Annotated in this window: 12 protein-coding genes; 6 read left to right on the top strand and 6 right to left on the bottom strand. The window is 71.6% G+C overall.

The window, feature by feature from the left end; genetic code table 11:
• Window positions 1–110: 110 nt before the first annotated feature.
• Window positions 111–1,943, bottom strand: coding sequence for an ABC transporter substrate-binding protein (locus tag ACFVYA_RS38205; protein ID WP_387052033.1), 1,833 nt, complete (start codon window positions 1,941–1,943; stop codon window positions 111–113).
• A 182-nt stretch (window positions 1,944–2,125) separates the two neighbouring features.
• Here ACFVYA_RS38205 and ACFVYA_RS38200 point away from each other — a divergent pair, with 182 nt between their 5' ends.
• Window positions 2,126–2,953 carry a M55 family metallopeptidase gene (locus ACFVYA_RS38200; protein ID WP_387052032.1) on the top strand — a complete coding sequence of 276 codons (828 nt, stop codon included), beginning with the start codon at window positions 2,126–2,128 and terminating at the stop codon, window positions 2,951–2,953.
• On the top strand, window positions 2,946–4,253 hold the full coding sequence (locus ACFVYA_RS38195) for a M20/M25/M40 family metallo-hydrolase (RefSeq protein ID WP_387052031.1): 1,308 nt from the start codon (window positions 2,946–2,948) through the stop codon (window positions 4,251–4,253). The genes ACFVYA_RS38200 and ACFVYA_RS38195 overlap by 8 nt, the downstream gene beginning before the upstream one ends.
• On the opposite strand, the gene ACFVYA_RS38190 is transcribed toward ACFVYA_RS38195, so the two are convergent.
• A complete protein-coding gene (locus ACFVYA_RS38190) occupies window positions 4,250–4,975 on the bottom strand; it encodes a dienelactone hydrolase family protein (protein WP_387052030.1) in 726 nt (241 codons plus the stop codon). The genes ACFVYA_RS38195 and ACFVYA_RS38190 overlap by 4 nt on opposite strands.
• A 24-nt stretch (window positions 4,976–4,999) precedes the next feature.
• The gene (locus ACFVYA_RS38185; protein ID WP_387052029.1) at window positions 5,000–5,956 is read right to left on the bottom strand and encodes a zinc-binding dehydrogenase; all 957 of its coding nucleotides are present in this window, start codon (window positions 5,954–5,956) and stop codon (window positions 5,000–5,002) included.
• A 54-nt stretch (window positions 5,957–6,010) separates the two neighbouring features.
• Between ACFVYA_RS38185 and ACFVYA_RS38180 the strand changes: the two genes are divergently transcribed.
• Window positions 6,011–6,772, top strand: a complete 762-nt coding sequence (locus tag ACFVYA_RS38180; RefSeq protein WP_387052028.1) for a helix-turn-helix domain-containing protein — start codon at window positions 6,011–6,013, stop codon at window positions 6,770–6,772.
• Here ACFVYA_RS38180 and ACFVYA_RS38175 read toward each other — a convergent pair.
• Both ACFVYA_RS38175 and ACFVYA_RS38170 read right to left on the bottom strand, forming a co-directional pair.
• Window positions 6,762–7,400 (bottom strand): class I SAM-dependent methyltransferase, encoded by a 639-nt coding sequence (locus ACFVYA_RS38175; protein WP_387052027.1) that lies wholly within the window; start codon window positions 7,398–7,400, stop codon window positions 6,762–6,764. The two genes, ACFVYA_RS38180 and ACFVYA_RS38175, sit on opposite strands and share 11 nt — an antisense overlap.
• Before the next feature lie 42 nt (window positions 7,401–7,442).
• On the bottom strand, window positions 7,443–9,071 hold the full coding sequence (locus ACFVYA_RS38170) for a tannase/feruloyl esterase family alpha/beta hydrolase (RefSeq protein WP_387052026.1): 1,629 nt from the start codon (window positions 9,069–9,071) through the stop codon (window positions 7,443–7,445).
• 148 nt (window positions 9,072–9,219) lie between these two features.
• On the opposite strand from ACFVYA_RS38170, the gene ACFVYA_RS38165 reads away from it, so the two are divergent.
• Window positions 9,220–13,545 carry a GH92 family glycosyl hydrolase gene (locus ACFVYA_RS38165; RefSeq protein WP_387052025.1) on the top strand — a complete coding sequence of 1,442 codons (4,326 nt, stop codon included), beginning with the start codon at window positions 9,220–9,222 and terminating at the stop codon, window positions 13,543–13,545.
• Window positions 13,546–13,725: 180 nt separating this feature from the next.
• Window positions 13,726–14,601: a hypothetical protein gene (locus ACFVYA_RS38160; protein ID WP_387052024.1), complete on the top strand. Its 876-nt coding sequence runs from the start codon at window positions 13,726–13,728 to the stop codon at window positions 14,599–14,601.
• Here ACFVYA_RS38160 and ACFVYA_RS38155 read toward each other — a convergent pair.
• Window positions 14,598–15,545, bottom strand: a complete 948-nt coding sequence (locus ACFVYA_RS38155; RefSeq protein WP_387052023.1) for a helix-turn-helix transcriptional regulator — start codon at window positions 15,543–15,545, stop codon at window positions 14,598–14,600. The genes ACFVYA_RS38160 and ACFVYA_RS38155 overlap by 4 nt on opposite strands.
• A 93-nt stretch (window positions 15,546–15,638) precedes the next feature.
• On the opposite strand from ACFVYA_RS38155, the gene ACFVYA_RS38150 reads away from it, so the two are divergent.
• Entirely contained in the window at window positions 15,639–16,034 is a 396-nt protein-coding gene (locus ACFVYA_RS38150) for a RidA family protein (RefSeq protein WP_387052034.1), read from the top strand.
• The last annotated feature ends 25 nt before the right edge of the window (window positions 16,035–16,059 follow it).

Below are 16,059 nucleotides of genomic sequence, written 5' to 3'. Positions count from 1 at the left end.
GTCATGGGCGTTGGTTTTCTTTTTGTCCCCCGCCCGGGGGGGGGGGGGGCCCGGCGGGGGGGGGGGGGGGGGCCCCCCCCCCCCGCGGCCTGGTCGGGGGTGGTCATCTCTTACTCGCGGTCCTCTGCCGTCTTGCCGCGGCGGCCGAGCATGATGCCGCCGCCGACGAGGACCACCACGACGACCGCGCCGAGGACGATCCAGAGCACGGTGCTGCCGGAGCTGCTGCTCGCGGTGTCGGTGGTGCCGGCCGGGGTGGCGCCGTAGACGCCCCAGTAGCCGGTCTGCTCGAGGATGGCGCCCTTGGGCTGCGGCTGGGTGGTGAAGCCGGAGAACTTGTCGGAGCGGTAGGCCTCGAGCGCGTTCTGGTAGTCGAGCACGATCGTGGGGAACTGGCTGTAGAGCCGGGCCTGCGCCTGCTTGACGTACCCGGCGCGCTTGGCGTCGTCGGTCTCGGTCAGCTGCTTCTTGTAGAGGTCGTCGTAGGCGGCGTCGCAGAAGAAGGTGTCGGTGCTGCCGCCCTTGCCGTCCGGGCTGGGCCGGGCGGCGCAGGTGTGCAGCGACAGCGCGTAGTCCGGGTCGGGGCTGGTGCCGTAGCCGCCGATGGCGAGGTCGTACTTGCCGGTCTCGGTGCGGTCGGACAGCTCGTCGTCGGAGACCAGGTCCTGCTTGACGGTGATGCCGATGTCCTTGAGCCAGCCGGTGACGTACTGGGCGACGCCCTGGTCGTAGCTGCGGTTGGCGTGGCCGGTCAAGCGCAGTTCCAGCTTGGCGCCGCCGGGAGCGGTGCGGACGCCGTCAGGGCCTTTCCCGTAGCCGGCCTGGTCGAGGGTCGTGTTGGCGGCGGCGAGGTCGAACTTGACCTTCTCGGCGGCGCTGGGGTCCCAGTGGTAGTCGGCGTAGATGGGGGGCACGACGCCGCCGCCGACCTGGCCGAGGCCCTTGAGGACCTTGTCGACGATGGCCTGGGTGTCCACGGCCTGGGTGATCGCCTTGCGAAGGGTGATGTCCTTGAGGACCGGGTTGCCGTCACCGATGGGGTTGTTCGCGTTGTCGGTGACGCCGAAGTTGATCGACAGCTCGTCGTAGCGGCGGCCGGGGGCGGCGTTGGTGGTGATGCCCTGCTGGTTCTGCAGCGCGGCGAACTGGTTGGGGTTGAGCCGGTTGATGACGTCGACTTCGCCCTGCTTGAGCGCGTTGACCGCGGCCTCGGTGTCCTTGAACTGCAGCAGCTGCAGTTCGTCGACCTTGGGGGCGCCGCGCCAGTAGTCCTTGTTGGCCTTGAACTTGACGTACTCGTTCGGCTTGTACTCGGTGATCCGGTACGGGCCGTCGGAGACGCCGGCGACGGCGAGGGTGTCGGTCGAGGGGGCCTTGAGGTCCGTGATCGGTTCCCAGATGTGCTGCGGCACGATCGGCACGTCGAGCAGGTTCATGTTGACCTGCACCGTCTTGGTCTTGATGACGAGGGTGGTGTCGTCGGGCGCGGTGACCGTCTCGAAGTTGGCCACGTAGTTGCCGTTGGCGGTGCGGGCGTTCTCGTCGGTGAGCATGCGGTTGAAGGTGAAGGCCGCGTCCTTGGCGGTCACCGGCTGCCCGTCGCTCCACTTGACGCCGCTGCGGATCTTGAAGGTCCAGGTCAGCTTGTCCGGCGACGGGGTCCACGACTCGGCGAGCGCGGGCGAGGCTTCGGCCTTTTCCGCGTTCGGGACGGTCAGGAACTCGAAGGTGAACCGGCCGATCTGCGTGGACGCCGACAGCACGGCGGTGAAGGGGTTGAGGTGGTCGATGCCGGTGGTGAGCGCGACCCGCAGCACCTTGCCCTGCTGGGCCTGGGCGGGAACGGCGAGCGGGATCGCCGCCAGTGTCGCGGCCGCGACGACCGCGCCCACGCGGGCCAATCGCCCGGCTCTGCGTTGGAACTGCACCGAAAACCACCCCATCATTCGCTTGTGAGCCTCCCCAAGGACGAGAAGTAACCACATACCGGGACAACCGCGCAATATGTTGCCGCCTCGGCAGGTGCCCGATCGTTATCGACCCGCCGGTCGTCACTGTGCGTGATGCTCGGCCGAGGGGGACGTTTCGCGTCCGGAGGCCGGGCGCGCTGGCTAGAGTGCCCGGCATGCGCATCCTGATCTCGGCGGACATGGAGGGCGCCACCGGCGTCACCTGGACCGACGACGTCGTGCCCGGTTCGCCGCAGTGGGACCGCTTCCGGCGGCTGTTCACCGGCGACGTCAACGCGGTGCTGGCCGGGCTGTACGAGGCCGGCGCGAGTGACGTGCTGGTCAACGAAGCCCATTCGTCGCAGCGGAATCTGCTGCTGGAGGACCTTGACCCGCGGGCGCGGATGCTCACCGGGCGGCACAAGCCGCTGTCGATGATGCAGGGCATCGATTCCGGTGTGGACGGTGTGGTGTTCCTCGGCTACCACGCCGGCGCGGGCTTCGACGGGGTGCTCTCCCACACGTACCTGGAGAACCAGATCACCGGGGTGTGGCTGGACGACGTCCCGGCGAGCGAAGGCCGGCTGAACGCGGGCATGGCCGCGGAGTACGGCGTCCCTGTCCTGCTCGTTTCGGGTGACGACAAAACGTGTGACGACGCCCGTGATTACGCTCCGGAGGCGGAGCTGGTCCAGGTGAAGGAATGCGTGAGCCGGTACGCGGCGATCTGCCTGCCGCCGTCGCGGACGGCGGAGCTGCTGACCGGCGCGGCGGCCGAGGCCATGGACCGCGTGGGCCGGGAGGAACGCCGGGTGGGCCCGCACCGGATCGAGGTGGAGTTCGACGCGAGCCACCTGGCGCAGTCGACGGCGGTGATCCCCACGGTGGAGCAGATCGGGACGCGGCGGGTCGGGTTCGACGCGCCGACCATGACCGAGGCGATGAAGGCGTTCAAGGTCGTCACGGCGATCGCGGCGGGGGCGGTGCAGGGCATCTATGGCTGACGTGGCCGACGTCGTCGAGCTGTGCGCGGACCTGATCCGGTTCGACACGACCAACCGCGGCGGCAACGACGCCGAGCCGGAGCGGCCGGCGGCGGAGTACGTGGCCGCGTTCCTGGACGGCCTGGGCATCCCGTCGCGGATCCTCGAGGCCGCGCCGGGGCGGGCCAGTGTGATCGCGCGGGTGCCGGGTACCGATCCGTCGCTGCCCGCGCTGCTGGTGCAGGGGCACCTGGACGTCGTCCCGGCGGATGCGGCGGACTGGTCGGTGCCGCCGTTCGCCGGCGAGGTGCGCGACGGGTACCTGTGGGGCCGCGGCGCGACCGACATGAAGGACTTCGTGGCGATGGTGCTCGCGGCGCTGGCCGGCGGGGCGCGGCCGCGGCGCGAGCTGGTGCTGGCGTTCGTCGCCGACGAGGAGGACCGCGGGGACTGGGGCGCGCACTGGCTGGTCGCCCGGCACCCGGAGCTGTTCGAGGGCTGTGCCGCGGCGATCAGCGAGTCGGGTGGCTACACCTACCACGTGCCCGCGGCCGACGGGCGTGACGTGCACCTGTACCCGGTCGGGACGGCCGAGCGCGGGACGGCGCACCTGCGGCTGACCGCGCGGGGCCGGGCCGGGCACGGATCGCGGCCGAACGACGAGAACGCCGTCACCCGGCTGGTGGGTGCGCTGCACCGGATCGCCGCGCACCGCTGGCCGGTGTCGCTGACCCCGGCGGTGCGGGCGTTCCTGGAGCGGACCGGCGCGGCTTTGGGTGTCCCGGTCGACCTGTCCTCTTCGGACGGGGTGGACGCGGCGGTGGCCGCTCTCGGCCCGGCCGGCGGCCTGGTGCTGCCGACGATCCGCAACAGCACGACCCCGACGATGCTGGACGCGGGCTACAAGGTGAACGTGATCCCGTCGACGGCGACCGCGCAGGTCGACGTGCGGGTGCTGCCGGGTACCGAGGAGTCGTTGTTCGCCGCGCTGGACGAGCTGCTCGGCGAGGGCGTGACGCGCGAGTTCGTCGCGCACCAGCCGCCGGTGCAGGCCCCGGTGGATTCCCCGTGGTTCGCCTCGATGGCGTCTGCGCTGCAGGCGGAGGATCCCGAAGCCGTGGTGGTGCCGTACTGCCTGGGTGGCGGGACGGACGCGAAGGCGTTCACGCAGCTGGGGATCGACTGCTACGGCTTCGCGCCGTTGTGGCTGCCGAAGGGGTTCCCGTACCGGGCGATGGCGCACGGGGTGGACGAGCGGGTGCCGGTCGAGGGCCTGCACTTCGGCACCCGCGTCCTGACCCGGTTCCTGGAGAACTGCTAGAGGGCCCGGTCGAGGAGAGCCAGCAGGCTGTCCCAGTGATGCCGCAGGGCGGCGGGGTCGAAGGCGTCGGTGTCGGACATGGTGAAGCCGTGGACGGTTCCGGGGTAGATCTCGGAGGTGTACTCGACCCCCGCAGCGTCCAGGGTCCGGTTGAGCTCGGCGAGGGCCTCGGGCGTGAGGTCGGTTTCGGCGTGGCCGAAGTGGACCCGGGCGGTGAGCCGGTGCAGGCTGTCGGGCCCGGCTGCGCCCACCGGCGCGTGGAACGCGGCGAGGGCGGCCACCCGGCCGGGGTGGGCCGCGGCGGTGTGCGTGGCCAGGAGGCCGCCGATGCAGTAGCCGGTCACCGCGACCGGTCCGGGGCCGACCTCGGGCCGGGTGGTGAGGAACCGGACGTAGGCGTCGGCGTCGGGCAGGATCCGGTCGGTGGTGTGCGCCTCGATCATCGGCATCAGCCGGGCGAAGATCGCGGGCCGGGCTGCTTCTCCGATGTGCTCGGGGAGGTCGAGCACCGGCGCCGGGCCGTGCCGGTAGAAGGGGTTGGGGACGAGCACGTAGTACCCGTGACCGGCCAGTTCCTCGGCCATCTCGCGCAGCACGGGCCGGATGCCCAAGCCGTCCGGGTACATCAGCACCCCGGGGTGGCGTTCGCCGTCGGCGGGGAACGAGGCGAAGGCGTCGGCGACGCCGTCCGCGGTGGGGATCTGCAGTGACTGGGTGGGCATGACGGCCGAGCCTAGGCCACCGGATCAAGGCACGACGACGAGTTTTCCGGCGGCGCGGTCGTCCTCCATGTACCGGTGGGCGGCGGCGATCTCGCCCAAGGGGAAGACCCGGTCGACGTGCGGGTGGTAGGTGCCGGCTTCCACTTCGCCGACGATCCGCTGCAGCCGGGCCGTGCTGCCTTTGCGGTCGTCGCTGTGGAACGCGGTGAGCTTGGTGCCGGACGGGATCTTCGCGATCGGCTCGAAGTCCGGGACGATCCAGCCGCTGAGCGAACCGGCCACGCACACCGTGCCGCCCCGGCGGACCAGGCGCAGGGAGTCCACGGCGGTGCGGGCGCCGACCAGGTCGAGGACCCAGTCCGGGCCGTCGGGCCACAGTTGCGGCAGGCCGTCCAGCGGGCCGCCGTCGTCGATGAGCACGTGGCCGGTCAGCGCGGCCGCCTTGTCCGGGCGGCGGGTGGTGGCGGCGATCTCCAGGCCGTGCCCGGCCGCGATCGAGGCGGCCGCCAGCCCGACCGAGGAGGTGCCGCCGCGGATCAGCAGCCGGCCGCGGCTGCCCGGGCCGATCCCGAGCGCGTCGAGCGCGCCTTGGGCGGTCAGGTACGTCTCGGGCAGCGCCGCGAGGACGTCCCAGGGCAGGGTGGTGGTGACCGGCATCAGCAGCGGGTTCGGCAGCAGGGCGTAGCCGCCGTCGAAGGCGCGGCCCATCTCCCCCATCATCGCCGCGACCGTGGTGCCGTCCGGGATCCGCGGGTCGGTCGAGGCGGCGACGGTCCCCACGCACTCGATCCCGAGCACCCGCGGGAAGACCACGTCCGGGGAGTGCCCCTGCCGGGTCCTCAGCTCCGACCGGTTCAGGCCGGTGCCCCGCACCTGCACCAGGCTCCAGCCGTCCCGGACCGCCGGGACCGGCACCTCGTGGATCTCCAGCACCTCCGGGCCGCCGGCCCGGACGCAAACCGCCGCTCGCATCGTCTTCATGCGTCCCACTGTGGTCGGCGCGGGGGTGGCCGACCACCGGTAGAATGCCAAGTCATGCCCATTGGCCGCCAAGCCTCGCCGGTCTCGCGGATCTGGCCGTCCGGTGGGGTGCACCTGTGGCCGCCGGGCGGCGCCAGCGCGGCGGACGCCCACGAGCGCGGGCACCTGGTCTACGCCGCCCGGGGTGTCCTGTCGGTGCACACCGAGCGGGGCACGTCGATCGTCCCGGCGAACCGGGTGGCCTGGACCCCGGCCGGCTTCACCCACCGGCACCGCGCGCACGGCCACACCGACATGCGGATCGTGTTCCTGCCCGCGGCACTGGCCCGGCTCGTGCCCGATCGGCCCGCGGTGTTCACCGCTTCGGGCCTGGCCCGCGAAGTGCTGCTCGCCCTCACCGGCCCGCGCGAGTACGACCGGGCCGCGAGCGCCCGCCTGCGCCGGGTCCTGGTCGACGAACTGCGCGAAGCACCCGAGCAGCCGCTGCACCTGCCCGAACCCCGCGACGACCGGTTGCGGGCGATCGCGCGAAGGCTGTACGAGGAACCCGGGGACAACACCCCGCTGGCGGAACTCGGGCAGCGGATCGGGGCCAGTGCGCGCACGCTCAGCCGGTTGTTCCGCGACGAGCTCGGCATGACGTTCCACGAGTGGCGCACGCAGGTGCGCGTCGGCCACGCACTGGTCCTGCTCGCCGACGGCCACGACACCGCGTACACGGCCCGCGCGTGCGGCTGGGCGAACCCGAGCCACTTCATCGCGGCGTTCACGGCCGTCGTGGGGACGACGCCCGGCCGCCACCGGGCTACCGGGTGAAGGTGGCCCAGTAGCGGGCGCCGTCGCGGATGGTTTCCAGGCTGACCAGCCGGACGCCGTCCTGGGCGACGGATTCGACGTCCGCGCGGCTGAACGGCCACGGCGGGCTCTGCCAGTTCGCCATGTCCATGTTCTCCTCCGCGACCTCGCACACCAGCGCGGTTCCGCCCGGGGCGAGGAACCCGGCCAGCGACGCCACCGCGGCGGGCCGGAAGTCCCGGGGCATCGCCTGGATGTTCATGATCTCCACGATCAGGTCGAAGGCCTGCCGCCACTGCGCCGGCGGGTTCAGCAGGTCCGCCACCACGTAGTCCACTGTGGACGTGGGGAAGCGGGTGCGGGCGGCTTCGATCGCGGTCGAGGCGACGTCGAACGCGGTGACGGCCCAGCCGGCCGCGGCCAGGAACTCGGCGTCGTCACCGAGGGCGCTGCCGACGACCAGGGCACGGCGGCCCTCGCCCGGGCTCGCCCAGGCGGCCAGCTCCGCGTTCGGCACGTTGCGGGCCCAGGGCAGCTCGGCCTCGCCACGCGCGGCGGCGGTGTAGAGCTGCTCGAACCACCCGGTGGGGTTGCCCTCGGCGAGGGAGGCGCGGGCGAGTACGCGGTCGGCGGGTTCCGGCGTCGTCATGATCGTGACCCTAGCGGCGACGCCGGCACCCGCGGGACCGGATTACGGCGCGACCGGCCCCGGCAGGCCGTACAGCTTCTCCCCCGCCCAGTGGACGACGTCCCGGACCGGTGAGGACGGCGGGGCGGGGCGGAAGTTGGCGGCGTCGTCGATGCTGCCGGTGCCGTCGTAGACGGCTCGCTGCGGGTAGGCGAACACCGGCCGGGTGCGGGTGACGGTGCCCGCGGCGTCGCGGCCGGTCGCGGTCACCCGGGTGGGGGTGGTGCCGCGCTCGACCCAGGCGACCAGTTCGCGCAGCGGGTCGAATTCGGTGAGCGTGGTGCCGCCGCCGCAGTGGTAGAGCGACGGGACCATGAACAGCCGCGCCCAGTCCTGCGGGCGGCCGTGGGTGAGCCGCTGGTAGTAGTCGAGCGTGCCGGCCGGCGGGATGGCCTCGTCGGCCCAGCCGTGCCAGAGCAGCAGCTTGCCGCCCCGCCGCTGGAACGCCGACAGGTCGAGGCTCATCGCGTCGTAGCGGACGCCGACCGGGGTGAGCCGGTCGAATTCGCGCCGGGTGAAGGCGAAGGTGTCGACGGTGGCGGCCGGCGCGCCGATCGGGTAGCCGAGGTAGCGCAGGTAGTTGTCGGCGAGGTTGCGGGCGAAGGCGAAACCGCCGGTCTCGGGGGTGGCGATGATCCAGCCGGCCCAGGACAGCTCGGACCCGGGCAGCTGGCCGCCGGGGTAGAGCAGGGTGCCGCGGGCGTCGGTGGGCGGCGAGTAGAGCTTGCCGACGACGGCGGCCTGGGCCGGGGTGAGGCAGGACGGCGTCTCGGCGCCGGTGCAGATCAGCGTCGCCGGGTCGAAGCGGCATGCGCGGGGGTCGTCGAGCTGGCTGTCGGCGAGCCCGTCGAGGCGGTCGCAGGCGGCCAGGACGGCGTCGTGCAGGGCGGGCAGCTTGGCGGCGGTGAGGATCGGGCTGCCGTCGGCGGCGCTGTTCACCCGGGCGAGCCACGTCTGGTAGACCCCGAGCAGCGGGCCCCAGTAGTTCGCGGGCGCGCCGGCGTCGATGCCGTCGAAGTCCGCCGGGTACCGCTGGGCGAGCAGGAGGCCTTCGCGGCCGCCGTCGGAGCAGCCGGTGAAGTACGACTTGCGCGGCGGGGCGCCGTAGAAGGCCTGGATGATCGCCTTCGCGGCCCGGGAGACGACGTGGGGTGCGCGGAACTCGAAGTCGTCGCGTGCGGCCTGGTCGTGCGCGCCCCAGCTGCCGTCGTCGACGACGGCGGGGGTCTTGCCGACGTGCCCGTCGTCGGTGGCGGCGACCGCGAAGTCGCCGCCGTGGGGCAGGCAGTCGGCGAAGGCGGGCGGGGTGACCAGGCCGCAGAAGCCGCCGCAGCCGTACTGCAGGTAGCGCCCGGTGTAGGTCTTGGTGGGCAGCCGCAGCTCGAACCGGACGGCGGGTTCGACGTAGCCCTGCACGCCGCAGTATTCGGGATCGGTGGCGGTGGCCGCGACAACGGCTGCCGAGGTGACGTGGGTGGTGGCGCCCGGGAGGGTGAACCCGCGGACCAGGTCGGCGCAGGCGGTCACCGGCCGGACGGTGGAGGTCGGTGCCGCATCGGCGGCGCCCGGGGTGAACGTGGTGGTGGCGAGCGTGAGTGCGGCGATGGCGGTGAAGATCTTGACTGGTCTCATCGGGCCCCCGTTTTCCGCCTTGTCTGATTTTGGCCAGGTTTGGCGAGCGGTCTTGACATCGATGTCACCCGCGCGTTTCCCTTCGTTGGCGCCGCCGGTCCCCGCCTGCGCGGCGCTGCTGAATCCGCCCTCCGAGCTTGGAGCAACGATGCCCCGAAGCGCCAGACCGCCGGTCGCTTTCCTGGTGACCGCCGCCGTGGTCGCCGCCGGCCTGGTCGCCCTCCCCGCGGCCTCGTCCGCCGCCGAAGACGTCCTGCCGGCCGACTTTTCGTCCTCCTTCGAGTCCGGTGACGTCCAGCCGACGTGGACCGACACGGTCGACACCGACGCGGCGGGCAAGCCGCGCGCGTCCGGGATCAACGGCGCGAACGGCACCGCGATCCCCGGTGACATCCGCGGCAAGGTGACCGAAACCAGCGCCAGCAGCGAGAACGCCGGTGGCGGCGAGGTGGTGTCGAACCTCGTCGACGGCACGACCGACACCAAGTGGCTGTCGTGGGACCCGACGGCGTGGGCGCAGATCACGCTGTCGGAGCCGACGTCGATCACGCACTACGCGATTTCCTCGGCCAACGACTTCGCCGAGCGCGACCCCAAGGACTGGACGCTGCAGGGCTCGAACGACGCGAGTGCCTGGACCGACCTCGACAGCCAGACCGGCCAGGCGTTCACCGCCCGGTTCCAGCAGAAGGACTACAAGCTGGCCGCACCGACCGCGGCGTACCGGTACTTTCGGCTGAACGTCACCGGCAACAACGGCGGGCCGATCCTGCAGCTGTCGGAGCTGCTGCTGGCCAACGACGAGCCGGCGCCGCCGCCGTTGCCGAACATGCGCAGCTTCACCGACTCCGGGCCGACCAGCGGGTACACGAACAAGAACCGCGTCGGCTTCACCGGGCTCAAGGCGTTCCGCTACTCCGGCAGCCAGACCCAAGGCCACGGCTGGTCCTACAACAAGGTCTTCGACGTGAACGTTCCCGTCGTGGCCTCGACCGAGCTGTCCTACAAGGTGCAGCCGCAGTTCATCACCGGCGACCTGAAGTACCAGAGCACGAACGTGGCGATCGACCTGGTCTTCACCGACGGCACCCGGCTGCGCGACCTGGGCGCGACCGACCAGTACGGGTTCCCGCTCACGCCGGAGGGCCAGGGCAAGAGCAAGGTGCTCTACACCAACCAGTGGAACCTGGTGCGCTCGGCGATCGGCACGGTGGCCAAGGGCAAGACGATCGACCGGATCCTGGTCGGCTTCGACAACCCCGACGGCCCCGGCTCGCTGCAGGGCTGGCTGGACGACGTGAAGATCTCCGCCACGCCGACGCCGCCGGCCAGCACCCGTCCGACCGACAACGTGCTCACCACGCGCGGCACGATGGCCAACGGCACCTTCTCCCGCGGCAACAACTTCCCGGCCACGGCCGTGCCGCACGGGTTCAACTTCTGGACCCCGGTGACCGACGCGAACGCCGACAACGGCGACGTGCGGTGGATGTACAACTACCACAGCCAGAACAACGAGCAGAACCTGCCGGAGCTGCAGGCGTTCAGCGTCAGCCACGAGCCGAGCCCGTGGATGGGCGACCGGCAGACCTTCCAGGTGATGCCGTCCGCGGCCACCGGGGTGCCGGACGCGAACCGCGACGCCCGGGCGCTGGCGTTCAAGCACGACAACGAGACCGCTCGCGCGCACTACTACGGCGTGCAGTTCGAGAACGGGATCAAGACCGAGATCGCCCCGACCGACCACGCGGCGGTGTTCCGGTTCTCCTTCCCGGGCAGCGACTCCAGCCTCATCTTCGACAACTACAAGAACCAGGGCGGGCTGACCCTCGACACCGCGGGCGGCACGCTGTCGGGCTACACCGACGTCAAGAGCGGCCTGTCGGCCGGGGCGGGGCGGATGTTCGTCTACGCCACCTTCGACAAGCCGGTCACGGCGGGCGCGAAGCTCACCGGGCAGGGCCACGACAACGTCGCCGGCTACCTGCGGTTCGCCGCCGGTGCCGACAAGACGGTGACCATGCGGATCGCGACGTCGCTGATCAGCGTGGACCAGGCGAAGAAGAACCTGGCGCAGGAGATCGCGCCGAACGCGACCTTCGACTCCGTCCGCGACGCCGCGCAGCGGATCTGGGACGACCAGCTGAAGGTGATCGAGGTCGAGGGCGCGTCGAAGGACCAGCTCACGACGCTGTACTCGAACCTGTACCGGCTGTTCCTCTACCCGAACTCCGGGTTCGAGAACACCGGCACGAAGGAAAAGCCGGTCTACCAGTACGCGAGCTTCGTCTCGCCGAAGGCCGGGGCGGACACCCCGACGCAGACCGGGGCGAAGATCGTCGACGGCCAGACCTACGTCAACAACGGGTTCTGGGACACCTACCGCACGACGTGGCCGGCGTATTCGCTGCTCACGCCGGACATGGCCGGGAAGATGGTCGACGGGTTCGTGCAGCAGTACCGCGACGGCGGCTGGATCTCGCGGTGGTCGTCGCCGGGCTACGCGGACCTGATGACCGGGACCAGCTCGGACGTCGCGTTCGCCGACGCCTACCTCAAGGGGGTGCGCAACTTCGACGTCAAGGCGGCCTACGACGCGGCGTTGAAGAACGCGACGGTGACGCCGCCGAACAACGCGGTCGGCCGCAAGGGCATCGACGAGGGTATCTTCCTCGGCTACTCGCCCAACACCGCCGACCACGGGTTCTCGTGGTCGATCGAGGGCTACGTCAACGACTACGGCATCGCGAACCTGTCGAAGAAGCTCTACGACGAAGCCCCGGCGAGTGAGCCGCGCAAGCAGGAGTACCTGGCCAACTACGAGTACTTCACCAGCCGGGCGCAGCAGTACGTGAACCTGTTCGACCCGAGTGTCGGGTTCTTCCAGGGCCGGGACGCGGCGGGCAAGTTCAGCCGGTCGCCGCAGGACTACGACCCGCGGGTGTGGGGCATCGACTACACCGAGACCAACGGCTGGGGCATGGCGTTCTCCGTGCCGCAGGACGGGCAGGGCCTGGCGAACCTCTACGGCGGCAAGGCGGGCCTGGCGAAGAAGCTGGACGCCTTCTTCGCCGACCAGGAGACCGCGAACTTCCCGGGCTCCTACGGCGGGGTGATCCACGAGATGCGGGAGGCCCGCGACGTCCGGATGGGCCAGCTCGGGCACTCCAACCAGGCCTCGCACCACACGCTCTACATGTACGACTACGCGGGCCAGCCGGCCAAGACGCAGGAGAAGGTCCGCGAGGCGCTCTCGCGGCTCTACACCGGCAGCGAGATCGGCCAGGGCTACGCGGGTGACGAGGACAACGGCGAGCAGTCGGCCTGGTGGACCTTCAGCGCGCTGGGCTTCTACCCGCTGCAGATGGGCAGCCCGGACTACGCGATCGGGTCGCCGCTGTTCAAGAAGGCGACGATCCACCTGGCCGGCGGCAAGGACCTGGTGATCAACGCGCCGAAGAACAGCGCGAAGAACGTCTACGTCCAGGGTGTGAAGGTCAACGGCAAGGCGCACTCCTCGACGTCGCTGTCGCAGGACCTGATCGCTCGCGGTGGGGTCATCGACTTCGACATGGGCCCGAACCCGTCGAAGTGGGGCACCGGCCCGAACGACGCGCCGAAGTCGATCACCCAGGGTGACGCCGTCCCGGCGCCGCTGCACGACGAGACCGGCCCCGGCAGGGGCACGCTGTCCACTTCGGACGGCTCGAACGCGGCCGCGCTGGTGGACAACACCTCGCGCACCCAGGCCGCGGTCACCGGCGCCGTGCAGTACCAGCTGAACTCGACCGATGAGGCTGTCACGAACTACACGCTGACGTCCCAGACCGGTGCGGGCGATCCGAGGAGCTGGGTGCTGAAGGGCTCCTACGACGGCAAGACGTGGGCGGTGGCCGACCGGCAGGAGAACCAGGCGTTCAGCTGGCGGCAGCAGACCCGCGCGTTCAAGGTGGCCGACCCGGCGCACTACGCCCACTACCGGCTCGAGGTGACCGCGACCAGCACCGGCGCTCCGGCGCAGCTGGCCGAGTTCGAGCTGCTGGGCAAGCCGGACGCCGCCTGCACCCGGACGATCACGGGCGCTTCTTCCGGCCCGTTGTCGATCACTTCCGGCACGGTGTGCCTGCAGGACGCCACGGTGTCCGGCCCGGTCACCGTGGGCGGCGGCGCGTCGCTGATCGTCCGCGGCGGTCAGGTCAAGGGCCCGCTCGCGGCGACGGGCGCGGCTCAGGTGGTGCTGAACCGCACGAAGGTGGGCGGTCCGGTGGCGATCACGGGCGCGACCGGCCAGGTCTCGATCGAGCTGACCGAGATCGGCGGCCCGGTGGCCTTGACCGGCAACCACGGGCCGGTGCTGACCGCCAGCACCGTCGGCGGCCCGCTGGCGTGCGCGGTGAACAACCCGGCGCCGACCGACCACGACCTGCCGAATGTCGTGCGCGGCCCGGTCGCCGGGCAGTGCACGAAGATGTAGGTCCGTCAGGCCGCTTTGATTCGCCACGCGGTGCGCCCGGTCGCACCGCGTGGCGCCACGGCCGTTCCGGTGGACACGGCAGCAGACCCCGCCGGGATGTGGACGTGGCTTCCCCGGCGGGGGGATCCTGGGCGCGTGTCGCCCGCTGACGGATCGCCACCACCACCACCGCGAGCTCGGTTGCCGTGGTGGCTGGTCCAAGGCCTCAACCTGCTGGCGATCGGCGCAGGGGCCAACGGGCTGTACGACGCGATGCACCCGCTCCTGGTCGGTGCCGTCGTCGTTGCGGCGCTGTTCGTGTACTTCCTGAGCCGCCTCGACCCGGCGCAGGACATCGCCACGCACCTTCCGCGCGCGTTGCTCTACCTCACGGTGGCGGGGGTCGGGCTGCTCGTGACCACACCGCCTTCGTGGACCGGCCCGATCGCCGTGGCCTCCGTCGTCTGCGCGATGTGTGCCGCGCTGGCTGCGCAGGATCGGGCCAGCGCGCTGGCGACCTTGTTCGGCGTCAGCGTGTTCACCGTGGGAGTCGTCGGAGCGACCGGGGCCGTTCACGCCGCGACGGCGGCGGGACGGATTCTGCTCACCGGCGCGGCGGCCGGCGTCGCCCTTCTGGGGCTGCTGTGCCTGTGGAACCGGCACGGGCTCCTGGGGCCCGCCGGGATCACCATGCACACCCTCCGGACGACTCCCATGGCGTGGGCCCGGCTCAGCGTGCTGGGGATGATCGGGATCGTCGCCGGCTTCGATCGCGGCGGCCACGGAGATCCGGTCGCCGCACTGCTCGGCGTCATCGGCGGCGCGTGCTGGGTGGGGGTCGCCATCGTGTTCTCGTTCGGGGAACGCAATGACGCACTCGCCGGAACGCTGCTGGCGATGACCGGCTTCTCGGTTGTCGGGCTGGGCTGGATGGCGTTCCGTGACGAGGAGTTCGTCATGGGCCTCATCTGCATGACGACCGGCGCGACGATGGCGGTCGCCGGGCTCTGGCTGCTCGATTCAGCGGGCTTCTCGAGCTGGCTGAGACGCCAGTTCAAGCCGCGGCGCCCGAGCTAGCCGCCGGGGGACGAGTAGCGGTCGGCGATCGCCATCGCCCGCTCGCGCAAGGCCGTGCGCAACGACTGCGGAGCCAGGGCTTCGGCGTCCGTGCCCAGCTGCCACAGCGCCCACTCCGCGTGCCACGCGTCCTGGTAGGTCACCTCGAACCGCAGCCAGCCGTCGGGCCCGGGCTCCTCCGCGCGGACCGCCACCGCCGTGCCCAGCAGGTCCTCGCGGCGGACCGGCCGGACCCGGACCCGGGCCGTCAGGTGACCGTCGGCCAGGAAGCCGGCGCAGCGTTGCCGCCAGATGCGGTCCAGGTCGACCTCGCCCGGCCGCTCGGCCGGTTCGGGTAGCTCCTCCGCCGCCAGGACCCGGGACAGCCGGTACGTGCGGTCCGCGCCCGCCCTCGTCGCCAGCAGGTAGCCGCGGTCGCGGACGGTGACCAGGCCGATCGGGTCGACCGTGCGCCACTGCGGCTCCTGGCCCGTGGCCGCGTAGTGGAGCCGCAGCCGGCGACCACCGAGGACCGCGCGGCGGACCTCGGCCATCGTCGGGTGGTCCACCTCCTCGGCAGCCCAGCGGCGGGAGAGCAGGTCGGTCTCCGGCTCGACGAGGAACCGCCCGGCCGTGGCCAGGTGGGTTTCGGGCAGGGCGTCGGCCACCTTGCGCATGGCCGAGGCCAGCGCCGGGCCGAGGCCGAAAGCCGGCCCGGTGGTCAGCAGGGCCAGTGCTTCGTCGTGGTTCAGGCCGGTGAGCTCGGTCCGGAAGCCGGGCAGCAGCGCGAACCCGCCGTGCCGGCCGCGCTCGGCGTAGACCGGGACGCCCGCCGCCGACAGCGCGTCGATGTCGCGCAGCACCGTGCGGGTGGAGACCTCCAGCTCGTGGGCCAGCACGTCCGCGGTCAGCCGCCCACGCCGGCGCAGCAGCAGCACCAGGGAGACCAGCCGGTCGGCACGCACTCCGGAACGGTAGCGAATACCCGACAGAGGATGTCGTGATTCGCCGGAAAGCTCCTCGGCGCAGTACTCGCAACGAACGGAGCTGATGTGGCACTGGAACGAACGGCGGTCAACCCGGTGACGTGGTCGCTGGCGCTGGGCTTCAACCAGGGGGAGGTCGTCGCAGGGCAGACCCGCACCCTGTACTGCTCCGGGCAGACGTCGATGGACGCCGAGGGCAAGCCCCGGCACGAGGGGGACATGGCCGCCCAGCTCGCGGTGAGCCTGGACAACCTGGAGGCCGTGCTCGCCGAGGCCGGGATGTCCCTGGCGAACCTGGTCCGGCTGAACGTCTACACCACCGACGTCGACGGGCTGTTCCCGCACTACGGCGTGCTGGCGGCGCGGCTGGGTGCCGCCGGGGTGGCCCCGGCCACCACGATGCTCGGGGTGAGCAGGCTGGCGATCCCGGGTCAGCTGGTGGAGCTGGAGGGCACCGCCGTCGCTTGATGAGGACACTGCTGCCCGCACCGGT

The organism is Amycolatopsis sp. NPDC058278 (genome assembly GCF_042881395.1).
GTDB lineage: Bacteria > Actinomycetota > Actinomycetes > Mycobacteriales > Pseudonocardiaceae > Amycolatopsis.
The sequence above is the reverse complement of the archived record's forward strand: the minus strand, read 5'-3'. Positions and strand labels throughout refer to the sequence as shown.